Origin of the sequence: Cohaesibacter marisflavi, from assembly GCF_963665895.2 — a bacterium.
GTDB classification, from domain to species: Bacteria; Pseudomonadota; Alphaproteobacteria; order Rhizobiales; family Cohaesibacteraceae; genus Cohaesibacter; species Cohaesibacter marisflavi.
The window spans coordinates 3,492,499-3,510,570 of sequence record NZ_OY762534.1 but is presented as its reverse complement, the minus strand read 5'-3'; the positions used below and the strand labels follow the sequence as shown (position 1 = coordinate 3,510,570).

The window sequence follows — 18,072 nt, the reverse complement described above, 5'->3', positions numbered from 1 at the left end:
CTCGGCTGAAGAATTTTGAAAGGTTGAACAGTGAAAGAGAGTTCCTCCGATGCATCCTCTCTCATCAGGGTAGAAAACCTCACCGTGGCATTCGGTGCCGAAAAGGTGGTTGAAGATCTCAGCTTCTCGGTGCGCTCCGGCCAGACCTTGGCCATCGTCGGCGAGAGCGGTTCGGGCAAGTCGGTCACGTCCCTGTCGATCCTGCGGCTCGCAGATATTTCCGGGGCGCACTATCTGGGCGGACGCATTCTGTTTGAATCGACTAAGGGAGAGCAGGATTTGCTTGCCCTGTCGCAGCAGGAAATGCGCGCCATCCGTGGCAAGGAAATTGCCATGATCTTTCAGGAACCGATGACCTCGCTCAATCCTGTCTTCACAATCGGTGACCAGATTGCCGAGGTCCTGCAGCTGCATGAGGGTATGGCACGCAAGGAGGCTTTGGCCGAAGGGGTGAAACTGCTTAAGATGGTGCGTCTGGCTGACGCAGAAAGCATCATTGGCCGCTATCCGCACCAACTGTCCGGCGGCATGCGTCAGCGCGTTATGATCGCCATGGCACTGGCCTGTCGTCCCAAGCTGTTGATTGCAGATGAGCCGACCACCGCGCTGGATGTAACCATTCAGGCCCAGATTTTGGCAATTTTGCGGGATCTGAAAGACAGCCTCGACATGGGAATCATCTTCATCACACACGACATGGGCGTTGTGGCGGAAATGGCCGACGATGTGGTCGTCATGCGCAAGGGTCACAAGGTGGAAGAGCAGCCCGTGGAGGCCATTTTCACCAATCCGCAGCATCTCTACACCCAGACGCTGCTTTCGGCTGTGCCCAAGCTGGGTGCCATGAATGGTGAGGATTTCCCGAAACGCCTGCCGGTTTCGGTCTATGATGAGGCAGGAGCTCACACAGAAGGGGAGTTGCGAGTTCAGAATACCGCCAATTATGAAGCTGCCCCGCTGGTGCGTGTGGAAGATCTTGTCGTGCGCTTCAATGTGAAGAAGAATTTTCTGGGCCGTCCAACCCATCGGGTGCATGCGGTCGAGGAAATCAGCCTTGATATCTACCCGGGAGAAACGCTGGCTCTGGTAGGCGAAAGTGGCTCGGGCAAATCGACCATCGGCCGTACCATTCAACAGCTGCAGGAAAGCCAGGCAGGCAATATCACCTTCAATGGCAAGCGGTTTGCAGATATGGGCCGGGGCGAGAAGCGCGCCCTGCGGCAGAAGATCCAGTATATTTTCCAAGACCCTTACGCCTCTCTTGATCCGCGCAAGACGGTGGGCTTCTCCATTGCGGAACCGATCCGCACCCACGGCATTCTGCATGATCAAGAGCTGATCGAAAAACGCGTCAGCGAATTGCTGGAACGTGTTGGCCTGTCGGCATCCCATGGGCGGCGTTATCCGCACGAATTCTCGGGCGGGCAACGCCAACGTATCTGCATCGCTCGCGCCCTTGCGTCCGATCCCGAATTGATCATCGCGGACGAAGCCCTTTCGGCGCTGGATGTGTCTGTACAGGCCCAGATTATCAATCTTTTCATGGATTTGCAGGAGGAGCGGGGGCTCTCCTACCTCTTTATCAGCCATGATATGGCGGTGGTGGAACAGATCAGCCATCGGGTGGCCGTGCTCTATCTGGGGCAGATTGTCGAATTTGGCAGTCGCCGTCAGGTGTTTGAAAACCCGACCCACTCCTACACGCAGAATCTGCTCGCTGCCGTGCCGATTGCCGATCCGCACCAGCGTATCATGATGGCCATCAATGAAGCCGACATCCCCAGCCCCATTCGGGCCGTGGGCAATGAACCGGCTCGCCTTTCCCATCGGGAGGTCGCACCCGGTCACCTTGTCGCCAACCAATAAATCACTTCATCAAAAAGTTCGTCAAAAGAGGGAACATCAAAATGAATAAATTTCTGAAAACGACTGCTGCCGTGGCTGTCATGGCCATTGCCAGCATGGGCATGGCAACCAGCCAGTCCATGGCAGAAGGCAAGCTTTCTGTCTCCGTCGCTCTTGATCCAGGCAGTTGGGACCCAATCGATACATTTCTTGTCGCATGGGGCGCTGTCGGCTCGAACATCTTTGACGGCCTGACCGAACGCGACACCAATGCCAAACTGCATCCGGGCCTTGCCACCAGTTGGGAAGTGCTTGATGAGGGCGTGCGCATTCGCTTCAAGCTGCGCGAAGGTGTGAAATTCCATAATGGCGAGCCATTCAACGCCGAAGCCGTCAAATTTACCTTCGATCGCCTGCTGGGTGAAATCGGGGCAAAAGGTCCGCAGCGCGCCAACTACACCTCGGTTGAAAGCGTTGAAATCATTGATGACTATACCGTTGATTTCCATCTCACCCAGCCAGATCCGGTTCTGCTGACCAAGCTGGCAGGGTATGGCGCCATGATCGTGCCGCCTAAATATATCACGGAAAAAGGCGAAGACTATTTCAATACCCATCCGGTCGGCACCGGCCCTTTCAGCTTCGTTTCCTACGAGCCGAAGGTTGATCTGGAACTGAAGGCAAATCCGGACTATTGGGGCGATGTCGCCAAGGTATCCGAACTGGAATATCGCTTTATTTCCGAGCTGACCACAGCTGTCGCCGAGCTGCAGGCCGGGCGCCTCGACATTGTCGAAGATCTGCCGATTTCAATGCTTTCTGTCGTCAAGGACGATGCCAAGCTCGATGTTGTTTCTACCGCTGGTCCAACCGTTTATGGTTTGCGCTTCAACACCCGCGACGGCATCACTGCCAATAAGGATGTGCGCAAGGCCATTGTCATGGCCGTTGACCGCTCCACCATCATCAAATCTCTCTTGGCAGGTGAAGCCGAAGAAATCGCAAGCTTCCAGAGCTCGCTCTCCTTTGGCTATGATCCCGAGCTGAAGCCGCTGCCTTACAATCCTGAAGAAGCCAAGAAGCTGCTGAAAGCGGCTGGCGTTGCTCCGGGCACGGAAATCCAGATCGATATCCGCGCAGGCAAGCCGACCTTCAACGAAGTGGTGCAGGCTGTTGGTGCCTATTTGCAGACCGTCGGGTTGAAAGCTGTCATCAAGCCATACGAGAACAGCGTGTTCCTGAACGATATCGTGCCGCAAGGCAAGACCGGTGCCCTGTTCCAGCAGAGCTGGGGTGGCTGGACCCTCGACTATGATAACACCGCCTATCTGCTCTATCATACGGGCCAGAAATGGAACCCATATGGCACCGATGCCAAACTCGACGCCATGCTTGAAGAACAGCGTCCTATGACCGATGTGGCAAAGCGTGAAGAGCTGCTCAAGAACATCGCCGCCTATGTCGCTGATGAAGCTCTGGAAATGCCGCTCTATGGCCTCAAAGCCATCTATGGCGTCAACAAGCGCCTTGAAGGCTTCGTGCCGGCTCCGGATAACCGCGTCAAGCTGAACACGGTCAGCATCAAGCAGTAACGAAGTCCTTATGGACTATGGCTCGGGGCGGCGGTCGCTGCCGCCCTCTCCCCTTCCTTGCCCCGGGCAAGGCTCTTGAAGAAGAAACGGAGATCGGATTGATGGCCGGATTTATCGTCAAACGCATGCTTCAGGCGATTTTCGCAACGCTTATCGTCACATTGCTGGTGTCATATGCCATTCGCCTGACCGGCGATCCGGCCCTGATGCTGACGCAAGGGGCAGGCAGTATCACGGAAGCCGATCTGGCCCGCATCCGCGAGGCCCTCGGGGTTAACCGGCCGTTCCTGGTGCAATATTTCGAATTTCTACGAGGCATGGTGACCTTCGATTTCGGCAAAAGCTTTCTGGGCGGAACCTCGGTTGGCCTGCTGATCAAGGGGGCGTTGCCCTCCACGCTGGTGCTGGCTTTCTGGTCCATGCTGGTCTCCATCATGATTTCCATTCCGCTGGGCATCACCGCAGCGGTGCATCGCAACAAGATGGTGGATCAGGTCATTCGCGTGTTCTCGCTGGTTGGCCTTTCCTTCCCGAACTTCTGGCTGGCGATCATGCTGGTTCTGGTCTTTTCCATCACATGGAACCTGTTGCCGCCAAGCGGCATGGTCGGATCCCTGTCTTACATCATGCCTAGCGTAACCATGGGCATCATCCTGACTGCGACGAATGTGCGGCTGGTGCGCACCACCATGCTGGAAACGCTCAATGCGCAATATATTATGGTCGCTCGCGCCAAGGGGCTTTCCGAACGCAAAGTGCTTTATAAGCATGCCCTGCGCAACTGCGCCATTCCGCTCATCACCTATCTAGGCCTTCAGTTTGGCGGCCTGCTGGGCGGCATCGTGGTCATCGAGCGTGTCTTCAACTGGCCCGGCATGGGCACGTTGGCATTTGATGCGGTCGGCGCTCGTGACTATCCGGTATTGCAGGCCACCATCATGGTCCTGTCCCTGATGATCATTCTCGTCAATCTGGCCGTCGACATCATTTACGGACTTGTCGACCCACGCATTCGGACGGAGTAGAAGAGATGGCTGAAAGCATGAAAAAGAAACGATCCTTCGATCTCAGCATGGAACTCATCGTGGGGGCTACGCTGCTGATTGTCATTCTGCTGTCGGCTCTCTTTGCCCATCAGCTGTTTCCCGATGGCGTGGACAAGATCGATTTGCTCTCCCGCCTGACCCCGCCCTTTGCCAAGCCCGAGCATCCGCTAGGATCTGATCCGCTGGGGCGTGATGTGTTGGCTCGCGTGGTTGCCGGTGGGCGCATATCGCTTTTGATTGGTGTAACGTCCGTCATCGGCGCAGTAACGCTCGGGGTGACCATCGGCCTGATTGCCGGCTTTTATCGCGGCATCACTGACATGCTGATGATGCGCTTTGTCGATATCCAGCTGGCCTTGCCCTTCATTTTGCTCGCCATCACCTTCATCGCCATTCTAGGCGGCAGCCTCATAAACACGATCATACTGCTGATCGTGTCCCAGTGGGTGCAATATGCCCGTCTTGTGCGCGGACAGGTTCTGGCTCTGCGCGACCGGGAGTTCATCCTTGCGGCGCGCGCTATCGGGGTCAAGGATTGGCGCATCATCGTGCAGCATCTTCTGCCCAATCTCACCGGCCCGGTCATTGTCTTGATGACCCTTAACGTGGCCAACAATATCCTGCTGGAAAGCAGCCTGACCTTCCTGGGCATGGGTGTCGATCCGACGATCCCGACCTGGGGTGGCATGCTTGCTGAAGGCCGCTCTTATCTGCAAACTGCCTGGTGGGTTAGCGTGTTCCCCGGTCTGGCCATCATGCTGACCGTGCTCGGCCTCAACCTTCTGGGCGACTGGATGCGTGATCAGCTCGATCCCACCGGAAAGACATCTCTATGACACTTCTGTTCGAATCCTCCTTCCCCCGCAGCACCGATCTTGTTGCGGAGCTTTTGGCCTCCCGCAAGAGCAAACAGGCCGATATCTGGCTGTTTGATGATACGGCCACCCGCCGTGCGCTGGAAACAACGCTCAAGGCGCAAGGGATCGCCGCGCGGGTGCATAGCGCCTACAAGCCGCTTGTCCATTATTTCCGCGAAGATGTGGCCTGTGAAGGACTGGCGCTGGTGGAGATCAGCTATCCGGTTCATGCTGCCGCGCCTGAAAACCGCTTCCTGCTGGAAGCCTATCCTCTAGCGGCCCTGCTTGCTCCGGCTGACGTGCGTTTCTCTCCCGCGCCTTTAGGGGATGACCTGAAATATGGCATCCATATGAAGTGGCAGGACGGACGCGAGGAAACCGTGCAGCTGTTTGCGCCGAACCGGGTGCATGATGATTCCATCGGGGAGAAAGCGCTGTCCCCGACCGGCTGGATTCGCACCGGTGACGGCCTGGATGAAGCTTTCAAGACCGACTATGAGCTGCTGTTTGAAGCGGCGATGCAAAGCATGATTGATCATGACTGGGGCCCGGATGAACCCTATTTTGGCGAACTGAACATCACGGTCACCCATCCGGCGGAAGATGAATGGCTGCCCATGGCGCCGGTTGATGCCCTGATCAGCCTCAGGGAAGCTCTGCATGAAGAGTTCTACTTCTCCCTGCTTGAGTTGTTTCAGAAGAAATCTGGTCGTCCCGTTGGCGACCGCGGCCTGATGCCCGGGCAGATTGTGCCCGAAATCCTCAAAGGGGAAGTCGGGAAAGCCCTGACGGTCAAGGTTTCGCTGCGTCCGCTCACCGATGACGAGACAGAAGTGAAGCAAGCTGAAACTGTTGAGAAGCTCACCACGCCTTTCACCGCGGCCCGTATTCGCAAAGAGCTGGCAAGCATCAAGGGGGCGCCCTTTTCAGCCCGCTCCCGTGCCGGACGATTGGTTTCCGCATGCTATCATGAAGGACCGGAGCGCCCGATCATCATCAGCGGAGGTCAGCATGCCAATGAAGTGACCGGCGCTGCTGGTGCCATGCGTTCGGGCCTTGAATTAGCCAAGCGACCGGATGCGCATTTCGTCGTGTCTCCTCTGGAGAATCCGGATGGCTACCAGATGGGGTGGCGTCTGAGAGCGGATAACCCCCACCATATGCATCATGCGGCACGCTACACTGCCTTTGGCTGCGATCTGGAATATCGTTCTTCTGACGATCCTTATGAAACGGCGATCCGCTTTGAAGCCGAGCGACTGACGGGCGCGAAGCTGCATGTCAATCTGCATGGTTATCCAGCCCATGAATGGACCCGCCCCTTGACCGGGTATGTGCCACGTGGCTTTGAGATGTGGACTCTACCCAAGGGCTTTTTCCTGATTGTCCGCTATCATGAGAACTGGAAGCAACAAGCCTACTCGCTGATCGAACAGGTGACCGAACGGCTTGCTGCCAATAAGGTGCTCGTGGATTACAACGCCCAGGAGATTGACCTTTACACTACCCATGCAGGCAAGCCTGAATGGCCTGTTGTGAATGGCTTTCCTGTCATGCTGTCGGTTGATGATCGCCACCGGGTTCCGATCACGCTCATCACCGAATATCCCGACGAGTCTATCTATGGCGATGACTTCATTCAGGGGCACACCGCGCAGATGAATACCGCAGTTGCCGCCTATGATGTTTGGCAGTCCATGGTCTTCCCGAACGCGGATGAATAAGGGGAAGGTGGCGTGTTTTTGCTTGGATTGAACAGGGCTTTTTGCCGTCTGTAAAAGGCTTCCGGCCCATATCGTGGTGCAAGGCTGATGCTGCAAAAAAGCAAGCCTGCGCCGATAGGAAGATATCCAGATTTTGTTCACTAGAAATCGGCCCACGATAGCAAAAAATTGATCGCGACATTTTGTCTTCGTAATAGTCGTTATGCAAAATTGGGAGGGCTAAAATATGAGTTTTAAAGGAAAATTCGGTTTGAAGCCTCCTTCTTCTGTCATCAGGAGCTGCACATTTTTGTCCAGTGAGGCGACATTCTTGCGCTTTCTCCAGCTATAAACAAAATAACCTGATGATTTTTCTGGCTTCTTTCCTCTGGAGAGAAGCCCTTGATTGGCAAATCAATACGCCAATCTTGCCCCTGCCAGCTCGATGGTCACCTGTCTTATCCGGAAAATCTGTACCGCAATGCGATGCTGATATGAGATCTCGAAACGGGAAAAAAATGCCTGTGCTTTCCATGGCTTGTCTCAAAAGCCGAACGGGGGTGCGGGTGACGCCAAATCGGGCGCTTTGGGCCGGGACAAGGCACTTGACGCGTGTGACGTCTTAGCCTATCGCCTTAGTCCGTACGAACAATTTTTTGACTCTCGCTATGCCTTCGTCGTGACCCGTTGGCACCGGTGAGATCTTAGTCAACGTGCATGCCAATGGAATAATGCGATGATGCCCGCTTACCGGCATCAAGCATGATGCCGGATTAAGACGAGCCCGTCTCAGGGACGGTCTGGCGTCATCTTAAAATTCATAACCGCCGAGGATCGGCAGCTCTCATCATTCCTCCAGATGCTGAGCGCTGGCCCCAGAGTGACATTGCGTTCATCGCTTTTGATGATGGCAAGGCCACCACCAACAAAAGGACAGTAGCCTTCATGACCGCTCCTGCTAAACCCCGCACGCTCTTTTTGACGCCGACGACGGATGCGTTCCGTCTCGCCACGCCGGCGCTTGGCCTTGTTCGCGCTCTGCAGCGCGCAGGCCACACGGTGGCTTTTGCCAAGCCTGTTGCCGATTCCACCTTTGAGGATGGCGAAGAGGATATCTCGGTTCATTTCGCACGCTCCCTGTGTAACCTGACCGTTCCAGAGCCGATCTCTCTGGCCCATGCGGAAGACCAGATCCGCTCCGGTAATATCAGCACCTTGCTCGAAGATATCGTGGCGCTGGTTGAAGAAGCCCGCGGGGATGCCGAAATCGTTGTCGTTGAAGGGGTCGTTCCTGCCGAGGATCACAACCTGATCAGCGATCTGGACGTGGCCATGGGGCGCAGCCTTGCTGCAGAAGTCATTGCGGTTCTCTCCGGTAAATCCGGCGATGTTGATGCCATCGTGGATGCGGCGCGCGACGTTGCTCTGCGTGTCAACACAGCCGTTCGTCCGCTGGCTGGTGTTATGATCGGTCGCCTGCCGGATGTTTCGCTCGCCAGCGACATCAAAGTGGCGCTCGAACAAGCCAATCTCAACTTCCCGGTGATTGCTGCCTATCCGGTAACCCAGACTCTCAACGCACCGCGTCTAAAGGATGTCGTGGCTGAAATGGGCTGCAACATCCGCTACAAGGGTGGTCTTGATGCGGCACGCATGGAAGATGTGGTTGTTGCTGCACGCCCACCAGAGCATCTGGTCAAGCTCTTCAAACCGGGCACCCTCGTTGTCACGCCGGGCGACCGCTCCGACGTCATCATGACAACCGCTCTGGCTCAAAGCTCCGGCATGCCGATTGCCGGCCTGATGCTGACCTGCGGCGTTCCGCTTTCGCCTTCCCTTGATGAGTTCCTCAGCGCTCGCTTTTCCGATCTCACCATTCTGGAAATCGAAGAACAGACTTTTGATGCGGCAACCCGTTTGGCTGCCATGGACCGTCGTGTCCGTCTGGGCGATGACCCACGCATGGAAGTACTGATGGATCACACCGCCGACCACACGGATCTGGCGGCTCTGCGCCTGGATGACAGTGGAGATGCGACCGTTCACATGCCTCCTCCAATGTTCCGCCATCGCCTGATCAAGGATGCAAGCCGCGCTGGCGCAACCATTGTTCTGCCGGAAGGCGACGAGCCACGCACACTGCGTGCTGCGGCCATCTGCGTTGAAAAGAATATCGCCCGGTGCCAGCTGTTGGCCAAACCTGCCGATGTGGAAGCTGTTGCCAAAAGCCATGGCATTACCCTGCCTGCCGGACTTGAAATTGTCGATCCTGACGAAATCCGCGGCAAATATATCGAACCGATGTGCGAGCTGCGCAAAAAGAAAGGCCTGACCCCCGATCAGGCTGAAGCACAGTTGGAAGACAATGTGGTTCTGGGCACCATGATGCTGGCAACCGGCGACGTTGAAGGTCTGGTTTCCGGCGCTGTTCACACCACGGCTTCCACCGTGCGTCCTGCTCTGCAGCTGATCAAGACCGCTCCGGGCAACTCCATCGTGTCTTCGGTCTTCTTCATGCTGATGCCGGATCAGGTTCTGGTTTATGGCGACTGCGCCATCAACCCGGACCCGGATGCAGCCCAGCTGGCTGAAGTGGCCATGCAGTCTGCCGATTCCGCCAAGGCCTTCGGTATCCTGCCGAAAGTTGCCATGATTTCCTATTCCACCGGCACCTCCGGTGTTGGCGCTGATGTTGACAAGGTGCGCGAGGCAACGGCCATCGTGAAGGAAAAACGCCCTGACATCATCATCGACGGCCCTATCCAGTATGATGCGGCTTCCGTTGAGAGCGTCAACCGCCAGAAAGCGCCGGGCAGCCCGCTCGATGGTCATGCCAACGTGTTCATCTTCCCGGATCTGAACACCGGTAACACCACCTACAAGGCTGTTCAGCGGTCTGCTGATGTCGTCTCCGTCGGCCCGATGCTTCAGGGTCTGCGCAAGCCAGTGAACGACCTGTCTCGCGGTGCTCTGGTTGACGATATCGTCTATACCATCGCTCTGACGGCCATTCAGGCTGGTGCTGAAAAGGCCTAAGCTAACCGCAGCGAGGCCTATGAATTGAAAAGAGGCTCCCGGACAAAACGTCCGGGAGCCTCTTTTTGTATCTTTTTTCTGGCGACAGACGATGCTCTGGCATGCCTGCACATCAAGGTCCTAAGCTTTAGTCCGTCAAGCCAATATGAGAGGCCACTTCCTGATCCAGCCGATGGCTGGCCGCGCCCGGTTCTCCGCCCAAGGGGGCAATCCAGCGATAGAGAACAGGAATAAGGAAAAGGGTGAACAGGGTGGCAAAGCCCAAACCGCCCACCACGACCCAGCCGACCGCGATGCGTGCCTCTGCTCCGGCGCCCGAGGTCAGGATCAGAGGCAAGCCGCCAAAGACGGTGGACACCATGGTCATCATCACCGGACGAATACGCAGGCTGACGGCATCGCGGATGGCGCTGTCGATATCCTGTCCCCGCTCGCGCAGCTGGTTTGCAAATTCCACGATCAGAATGCCGTTTTTGGCCATCACACCGATCAACATCACAAGGCCGATCTGGCTGTAATAGTTGAGCGTTCCGCCCGTGATCAGGATCGCCAGCATGGCGGCCGCAAGGCCAAACGGCACTGTGATCATGATGATCAGCGCCGAGACGAAGCTTTCAAACTGGGCGGCAAGAACAAGGAACACGATGATCGCGGCAATGCCGAAGATCAGCAGGGTTCCGGCCCGTCCCGAATCCAGCTCGGCGGCTTCGCCAAGCAGGGTTACGCTGGTGCCTTGGGGCAGGACATCTTGCGCGATGGCACGCATGCGCTCAACCGCCTGTCCCAGATCTACCCCTTGGGGCAGATTGGCGTTGATGGAAATCGCCAATGAGCCGCCTTCTCGCGCATAAGATGCCTGACTGAGCACCTGCTGGAAGGTGGCAACCGAGGAAAGCGGAATGATGTTACCCTCGCTGGTACGGGCAAACATGCGCTCCAGATCGCTGGCATCATTGACCGGCCAGCCCCCATCGGGATTGACAGTGAGATCAACCTCTTCCCCGTCGATGAAAACCGAGGTCGGGGTCAATCCCTGCGTTACCGCCGAAATGGTGTCGGCGACTGTGTCCGGTGTGATGCCCAGCTCAAGCGCCCGGTCTCTGTCAATGTCTACGCTGATCTGTAGGGAGGTATCATTGGAGCGCAGTTGCGGGTTGGTGAAGGTGGGATCTTGTTCCATGGCGGCAATCAGCGTGTCCGCGCCTTCTACCAACCTTGGATAATCGTTCCCTGTAACCGCGAAACTGAGCCCAGAGCCACCGCCGCGAATGCCGAGCGAGTTGCCCGAGCGGGCGATGACGCGAATGCCTGGAATCTGGGTGAATTTGCGGTTCAATTCAGCCAGAATCGCCTGCTGGTCGCGTTCTCGATCCGCCCAGTTGGCCAGACGGACAATTACGAAGGCGCGGGTACCGCCGCCGCGGCCAATCAGGCTCAATACGGATGTGATCTCGCCGCTGTCGCGATAGGGAGCGAGAATCTCTTCCACCTGTTCTGTCTGCTCGTTCATATAGTCATTGGCCCCACCAACCGGTCCGGAGACAATCATGAAGAACATGCCCCGGTCTTCGGATGGCGTCAGGGTGCTGGTGAGATTCTGCGCAGCCCCGATGGCAAAGACTGCAAAGGCAATGGCGATACCGATGGTCAGCAGCGGGAAGCGTATGGCCTTGTCGATGACCTTCAGGAACAGCTTCTTGGGCAGGCTGTCCTCGAAATAGTCGTCCTTTTCGCTGGCTGCCAGCATCTTTCGGGATGGCTTGCCCGGATCGAGAATGGACGCCAGCATTGGCGCCATGGTGAGGGCCACAAGAGAAGACAGGGTGACGCAGAAGGCGAGCACGAAGCCGAACTCGGAAAACACGCCGCCCGCCTGTCCGGGCAGGAAGGAAATGGGAATGAACACGGCGGCCAGCGTTGCCGTGGTGGAGATCACCGCGAAAAACACCTCGTTGGTGCCCGTTACGGCAGCAAAACGCGCGCCTTCGCCCTCATGGCGGCGACGTACGATATTCTCCACCACCACAATGGCATCATCCACCACCATGCCGGTGGCAAGCACGAGAGCCAACAGGCTGATGGTGTTGACCGAAAATCCGACGATCCAGATGGCCGCAAGCGTCCCGATCAGGGCAACCGGAATGGCAATGGCCGGAATGATGGTGGCCCGCCAGGAGCGCAAGAACAGGAAGATCACGACAATCACGATGGCCACGGCCAGCAGGATGGATTTGGTTACCTCCTGAATGGAGCCCTCGATGAAGATACCGTCATCGGTGGTGGTTGTCAGGGCAACGCCTTCAGGCAACTGCCCCTGTAGTTCTTCGACTGCCTGCCGCACATCCTGCGAGATTGTCAGCGTGTTGCCGACAGACTGGCGCACGATATCGAGGCCGATAGATGGGCGGCCATTGACACGGGCGGCTTGCGTAGTGTCTTCGCCTGTCAACTGCACATTGGCGATGTCGGACACATAAGTGGTTGCGTTGATGCGCAGTTTGCCGATCATTTCAGCCGTGACGTCCGGATTGACAGAACGGAGCGTCGTCGTGCTTGTGTCGCTATCAACCGAGCCCAGCGAATAGTCATTGCGCAGGGTTCTGAGTGTGGTGCTGATGTCATTGAGCGTCAATCCACGGGCCAGCAGCGCGGGCATGGAGACATTGATGCGGAACTCATTGGCCTTGGCACCGGTCACCGTGATTTCAGCAATGCCTTCCACCAGATTAAGCCTGTCGGTGATCTGGCCCTCAGCGAGGGTCGTCAGCTCGGCAAGGCTCTTATTGCCCGATAACGCAAGGCGAATGATCGGATCGGCATCTGCATTGCTCTTGCGCACGGTCGGATCTTCCACATCATCAGGCAACTGGCGCATGGTCTGGGAGACGATCTCGCGCGCTTCGTTGGCGGCAATATCCACGTCGCTATCGCTGTTCAGGTCCAGCGTGATGCGGCTGCGGCCATAGCTAGAGGTGGAAGAAATACCCTTGACGCCATCCAGCGCCCCGAAGGCATCTTCCAGCACCGATGTGATTTCCCTGTCGACCACTTCGGCCGAAGCGCCGTCATAATTGGTGCGAATGGACAAAGACGGTTTGTCAACGTCAGGCATTTCGCGCACTTCGACACCCGAGAGCGCCGCAATACCGGCAATGATGATCAACAGGTTGAGTACGAAGGCCAGAATGGGACGGGCAACAAAGATGCGCGTCATGCCTTCAACATGCTTGTTCGACATCTAGGTTACTCCGCAGATGGGGATGGGGCGTCGGAGGAAGGGGGCGAGGTCTCTTCAGCCACAATGGACGCGCCCGGGCGCAGCTTCTGCACGCCTTCCACGACCACTTTCGTGCCTTGCTTGAGGTCATCGCTCTCGATCCAGATGGTATCATCCTGCCGATAGCGGAAAATGACGGGAACAGCCCGCACCTTGCCTTCTTCAGCCAGCCAGACCTGCGTGCCATCACGCGTCCATGTCAGCGCCATGGCGGGCACGGCTGCCAGCGGTTCGGTTGCTTGGCGCAGCATCACTTCAAAGGTCATGCCGGGCCAGAGGCGCCCTTCATGATTGTCGATTTCTGCCTTGACTGTGATCGTACGGGTGGTTTCGTCGATGGTGCTGTCAAAGGCGATGATCTTGCCGTTAAATATCTTGCCATTGATGGCCGGTGTCGTTGCGAATACGTCTTTGTCCAACTCCAACAAATTCATGGCGCGCTCTGGCAGTTCGAACGTGACGAGAATGGTTTCCGTATTGTTGATGTCGACAATTTCAGCCCCATTGGAGAGAAAATCACCAACCTCCCATTCCACCAGCCCGAGGCGACCATCAATCGGGCTCTTGATCGTGCGGTCTTCAAGCTCTTTCTGGGCGAGAGCCAAATTGCCGCGCGCAACGGCCACTGCCGATTCGGACTCCTTCATGCTCGTGGCTGTCACGATGCCGCTATTGCGCGATTGCAGCAGATTATAGCGCTCTAGGGTGTCTTCTGCCTGAGACAGGTTCGCCTGGGCGATTTCAACATTGATGCGTTGGCTGGTATTTTCCAGCTGCAACAGAACATCACCGGCGGACACTTGCGGGGTGCCTTCAAACATGACCTGTTTGATTTGGCCGGACACTTCAGAGACCAGCGTGACACTCTGCTTGGCGACACCCGTGCCGATGGAGCTGAATGTATCTTCATAGGGCCGGAAAGCCACGTCAGCCAGCGTAACATAGGTGGCGCTGGAGCCTCTGGCGCGTCGGCCACTATTGGCTTGTGGCGCTCCGCCCTGTTGCCCGGACGCGGTCTGGTCGGTTTTATCTGAAAAGAGGGCAGAGATGCCCGCGGGCATTCCAAATTGATAAATATAGGCAGCAAATATGAGAATCGCCGCAGCGATCAGGCTTAAAATATGTTTCATCTGGTTTGTCCGTATGGGGCAAATATGTACAAAGTTATACTTTTATCTTATCGGTTTGTGGCCGTTTCAAGTAACATTTAGCCCATTATTGTAACCGATTGTATCCGCTTTCTTCTGGGCGGACATACGAATTCCGGTATCATCTGCCGTTTGCGGAAAGCAAAAAGCCCCGCCAGATGGCAGGGCTTCATAGCAGTTTCCTTTTAGGCTGTATCTAGCTCACCAGCTGTTTAGCCTCTCTGCGGCGGGAGTGCAGCAGCGGCTCGGTATAGCCGCTCGGTTGCTCTCTGCCCTTGAAGACCAGATCGCATGCCGCCTGAAAGGCAACAGAGCCATCGAAATTGCCACCCATCGGGGTGTAGGCAGGATCCCCTGCATTCTGCCCGTCCACAATCAACGCCATGCGCTTCATGGTTTCCAGAACCTGATCGGCGTCGACCAACTCATGATAGAGCCAGTTGGCGACATGCTGGCTGGAAATGCGCAAGGTGGCGCGGTCTTCCATCAGGCCCACATTGTTGATGTCTGGAACTTTGGAGCAGCCAATGCCCTGATCAATCCAGCGTACCACATAGCCCAGAATACCCTGCAGGTTGTTATCCAGCTCTTTCTGGATGGTCTCGGCATCCAGCTCGCGCAGGCCCAGCAGAGGCACTGTGAGAATCTTGTCCAGATCCGCGCGTTGACGGGAATTGAGACTGTCCTGAACCGAAGCCACATTGACCTGATGATAATGGGTAGCGTGCAATGTGGCTGCTGTGGGCGAAGGCACCCAGGCGCAGCTTGCACCGGCTTTCGGATGGCCAATCTTGCTGTCCATCATGTCCGCCATTTCGTCGGGCTTGGCCCACATACCCTTGCCGATCTGCGCCTTGCCCTTGAGGCCGGTTTCCAGACCAATATCGACGTTCCAGTCCTCATAGGCCGCGATCCATGGCTGGGCCTTGATTTCGTCCTTGGGAAGGAAGGGACCCAACTCCATCGAAGTGTGGATTTCATCGCCGGTGCGATCCAGAAAACCGGTATTGATGAAGACGATGCGATCCTTCACAGCGCGGATGCATTCCTTGAGGTTGATCGTCGTGCGGCGTTCTTCATCCATGACGCCGATCTTGAGTGTGTTGCGCGGCAGCGAGAAGGCATCTTCCACCTGACAGAAGAGATCCTCTGCAAAGGCAACCTCTTCAGGACCGTGCATCTTGGGTTTGACGATATAAATGCTGCCGGTGCGGCTGTTGCCCTTGCGCTTGAGATCATGCAGCGCACAGGCGGTCGTGATGAAGGCATCCATGATGCCTTCGAAGATAGCCTTGCCCGAGCAGTCCAGAATGGCGTCATTGGTCATCAGATGGCCGACATTGCGCACCAACAACAGGCTGCGACCATGCAGGGTCAGTGGTTTGCCATCAGGGGCAACATAGGTGCGGTCCGGATTGAGGGTTCGGGTCATCATGTGCCCGTTCTTCTCGAAACTGTCCTTGAGGTCACCTTTCATCAGGCCAAGCCAGTTGCGGTAGGCCAGACATTTATCCTCGGCATCAACCGCAGCAACGGAATCCTCACAATCCTGAATGGTACTGATTGCGGATTCGATAATGATGTCTTTCACGCCAGCAGAGGAGAGCTTGCCGATCGGGTGCCCCTTGTCGATATGCAATTCGATATGCAGGCCATTGTTTTTCAGCAGAAACAATCTATCGTCAACATGGCCGGCATATTGGGATGCATCGCCAAGAGTTGTAACGTTGCCATGGGCAAAACTGGCAGACAGAGTGCTTTTATCTGCGCTAAGGGCATAGACGACTACATCGGCATGCGACCCCGTTGCCAGAGGTACGGCTTCGTCCAGAAAGGTACAAGCCTTTGCAATGACGGCGCGTCCGCGGGCTTCATTGAGGCTTTTTCCCGGCGCGAGATCGCCTGATTGATCAAGGGCGTTGGTGCCATAAAGGGCATCATACAGGCTACCCCAACGGGCGTTGGCAGCATTGAGTGCAAAGCGGGCATTCATCACTGGCACAACCAATTGCGGCCCGGCCAGCGTGGCGATCTCTTCATCCACATTAGCTGTTGTGATTTCAAAATCCTCGCCTTCAGGGAGCAAATAGCCGATATCTTCAAGAAAATCGCGATAGAAGCCCTGATTGAAGGCATGTCCGCTGTTGCCCTTGCACCAGGTGTCAATCTGTTGCTGCATCGCATCGCGCTTGGCCAGAAGCTCGATATTTCTCGGCGTCAGCAAACGGACCGTATCGGAAAGACTTTTCCAGAAGATGCCGGAATCCACACCGGTGCCGGGTAGAATTTCCTTTTCCACCAGAGCGCAAAGCGCCGGGTCTACCCGTAATCCAAATTTATCCAATCTACTGGTCATTTTCTTGGTCCTGCTGCAATCGAGAGTATGAGTTGGCGTGACGCGAACCGCCCGGTTCTGCGGTGCGCGATTATGAACGGAACTGTTCTCTTCTGAAAAGGCGAAAATTTCATTTATTTTATCAAATTTCAAGAAGATGCTTCTTTCCAAAGCAGCGATCATCGTGGTTGGCAAAAAGAGGTTGAGACTGTTTGATGAAGGCAGCTTTGAACCGCGATCTATGATGGCCTATTCGGGCATAGATGTGAAGGAAGGGACCGCATGTCCTTGCAAAAATACCACATTCCAAAGGGTGGATTGCCACCTCAGTCACAGCTTTTAACCGACAAGGCTGTCTTTACCCCAAGCTATGCGGTTATCCCGCATGGGACCATGCGGGATATCGTCTGCAGCCAACTGCCCTTCTGGCGCGGTATGCGCATGTGGGTGTTGGCCCGCCCCATGTCCGGTTTTGCCGAGAGCTTTTCCCATTATATTGTCGAGCTGGAAGAAGGGGGCGGTTCAGACCGACCCGAAACCGATGCCAGCGCCGAAGCGGCACTGTTTGTGGTTGGTGGCGCCATTGTTCTGAATGTTGCAGGAGAAGAGCAGACGCTAGAAGAGGGCGGCTTTGGTTTTATCCCCGCAGGCACAGACTGGACGATCAGGAATGCGGGCAAGGCACCCGCCGTCTTTCACTGGTTCCGCAAGGCCTATGTGGCGGTAGACGGGCTATCAGCGCCAGACCCCATTTTCGCCAACGAGAAAGACATTGCCCCTATCCCCATGCCCAAGACCGAGGGCAAATGGGCGACAACCCGTTTCATGGATCCTGAGGATATGAGCCATGACATGCATATCACCATCGTGACCTTCGAGCCCGGCGCGGTCATTCCTTTCATGGAGACCCATGTCATGGAACATGGCCTTTATGTGCTGGAGGGCAAGGCGGTCTACAAACTCAATCAGGATTGGGTGGAAGTCGAGGCCGGGGACTATATGTGGCTGAGAGCTTTCTGCCCGCAGGCCTGCTATGCGGGGGGGCCGGGCAAGTTCCGCTATCTGCTTTATAAGGATGTAAACCGGCACATGCCTTTTAAATGATGCCAATAAGGCATCAGTTGCATGGTGTTTGTTCCATATTTTTTGTAAAATCCTGAAACTGTCGTAGCTTTTTCGGCATTCACGAAAGAATGTCGGTAGACTAGAGTTGTTATTGCCCAATTGCTGATC

The 18,072-nt window shown here is 56.0% G+C and carries 10 protein-coding genes; 7 read left to right on the top strand and 3 right to left on the bottom strand.

The genetic code is table 11. The annotated features are described in order from the left end of the window. Nucleotides 1-30: 30 nt before the first annotated feature. The 6 genes from ACKPCT_RS16705 (at nt 31) to pta (ending at nt 10,079) form a co-directional block, all read left to right on the top strand. Complete coding sequence (locus ACKPCT_RS16705) at nt 31-1,866, top strand: ABC transporter ATP-binding protein (RefSeq protein WP_319567459.1); 1,836 nt, start codon at nt 31-33, stop codon at nt 1,864-1,866. A gap of 41 nt (nt 1,867-1,907) precedes the next feature. Next, complete coding sequence (locus ACKPCT_RS16700; protein WP_090075150.1) at nt 1,908-3,437, top strand: ABC transporter substrate-binding protein; 1,530 nt, start codon at nt 1,908-1,910, stop codon at nt 3,435-3,437. Nucleotides 3,438-3,538: 101 nt separating this feature from the next. Beyond that, nucleotides 3,539-4,462, top strand: a complete 924-nt coding sequence (locus ACKPCT_RS16695; protein WP_090075190.1) for an ABC transporter permease — start codon at nt 3,539-3,541, stop codon at nt 4,460-4,462. Nucleotides 4,463-4,479: 17 nt separating this feature from the next. Beyond that, the gene (locus ACKPCT_RS16690) at nt 4,480-5,319 is read left to right on the top strand and encodes an ABC transporter permease (RefSeq protein ID WP_407062740.1); all 840 of its coding nucleotides are present in this window, start codon (nt 4,480-4,482) and stop codon (nt 5,317-5,319) included. Continuing rightward, nucleotides 5,316-7,064: a peptidase M14 gene (locus ACKPCT_RS16685; RefSeq protein ID WP_319567458.1), complete on the top strand. Its 1,749-nt coding sequence runs from the start codon at nt 5,316-5,318 to the stop codon at nt 7,062-7,064. The genes ACKPCT_RS16690 and ACKPCT_RS16685 overlap by 4 nt, the downstream gene beginning before the upstream one ends. A gap of 924 nt (nt 7,065-7,988) precedes the next feature. Beyond that, nucleotides 7,989-10,079: a phosphate acetyltransferase gene (gene pta / locus ACKPCT_RS16680; protein WP_090075147.1), complete on the top strand. Its 2,091-nt coding sequence runs from the start codon at nt 7,989-7,991 to the stop codon at nt 10,077-10,079. Nucleotides 10,080-10,206: 127 nt separating this feature from the next. Here pta and ACKPCT_RS16675 read toward each other — a convergent pair whose 3' ends face one another. From ACKPCT_RS16675 to ACKPCT_RS16665, 3 genes are all read right to left on the bottom strand, one after another. Further along, the gene (locus ACKPCT_RS16675) at nt 10,207-13,317 is read right to left on the bottom strand and encodes an efflux RND transporter permease subunit (protein WP_090075146.1); all 3,111 of its coding nucleotides are present in this window, start codon (nt 13,315-13,317) and stop codon (nt 10,207-10,209) included. A 5-nt stretch (nt 13,318-13,322) separates the two neighbouring features. Next, nucleotides 13,323-14,486, bottom strand: coding sequence for an efflux RND transporter periplasmic adaptor subunit (locus ACKPCT_RS16670; protein ID WP_319567457.1), 1,164 nt, complete (start codon nt 14,484-14,486; stop codon nt 13,323-13,325). Nucleotides 14,487-14,700: 214 nt separating this feature from the next. Then, nucleotides 14,701-16,860: a malate synthase G gene (locus tag ACKPCT_RS16665; RefSeq protein ID WP_319567456.1), complete on the bottom strand. Its 2,160-nt coding sequence runs from the start codon at nt 16,858-16,860 to the stop codon at nt 14,701-14,703. Nucleotides 16,861-17,127: 267 nt separating this feature from the next. On the opposite strand from ACKPCT_RS16665, the gene ACKPCT_RS16660 reads away from it, so the two are divergent. Beyond that, nucleotides 17,128-17,943, top strand: a complete 816-nt coding sequence (locus ACKPCT_RS16660) for a bifunctional allantoicase/(S)-ureidoglycine aminohydrolase (RefSeq protein WP_210186831.1) — start codon at nt 17,128-17,130, stop codon at nt 17,941-17,943. Nucleotides 17,944-18,072 lie beyond the last annotated feature (129 nt).

Excerpts from the sequence above, each read along its gene's own strand:
- ACKPCT_RS16685 (WP_319567458.1), top strand. The coding sequence starts at position 5,316 with ATGACACTTCTGTTCGAATCCTCCTTCCCCCGCAGCACCGATCTTGTT.
- ACKPCT_RS16700 (WP_090075150.1), top strand. The coding sequence starts at position 1,908 with ATGAATAAATTTCTGAAAACGACTGCTGCCGTGGCTGTCATGGCCATT.
- ACKPCT_RS16665 (WP_319567456.1), bottom strand. The coding sequence starts at position 16,860 with ATGACCAGTAGATTGGATAAATTTGGATTACGGGTAGACCCGGCGCTT.
- ACKPCT_RS16690 (WP_407062740.1), top strand. The coding sequence starts at position 4,480 with ATGAAAAAGAAACGATCCTTCGATCTCAGCATGGAACTCATCGTGGGG.
- ACKPCT_RS16675 (WP_090075146.1), bottom strand. The coding sequence starts at position 13,317 with ATGTCGAACAAGCATGTTGAAGGCATGACGCGCATCTTTGTTGCCCGT.
- ACKPCT_RS16695 (WP_090075190.1), top strand. The coding sequence starts at position 3,539 with ATGGCCGGATTTATCGTCAAACGCATGCTTCAGGCGATTTTCGCAACG.
- pta (WP_090075147.1), top strand. The coding sequence starts at position 7,989 with ATGACCGCTCCTGCTAAACCCCGCACGCTCTTTTTGACGCCGACGACG.
- ACKPCT_RS16670 (WP_319567457.1), bottom strand. The coding sequence starts at position 14,486 with ATGAAACATATTTTAAGCCTGATCGCTGCGGCGATTCTCATATTTGCT.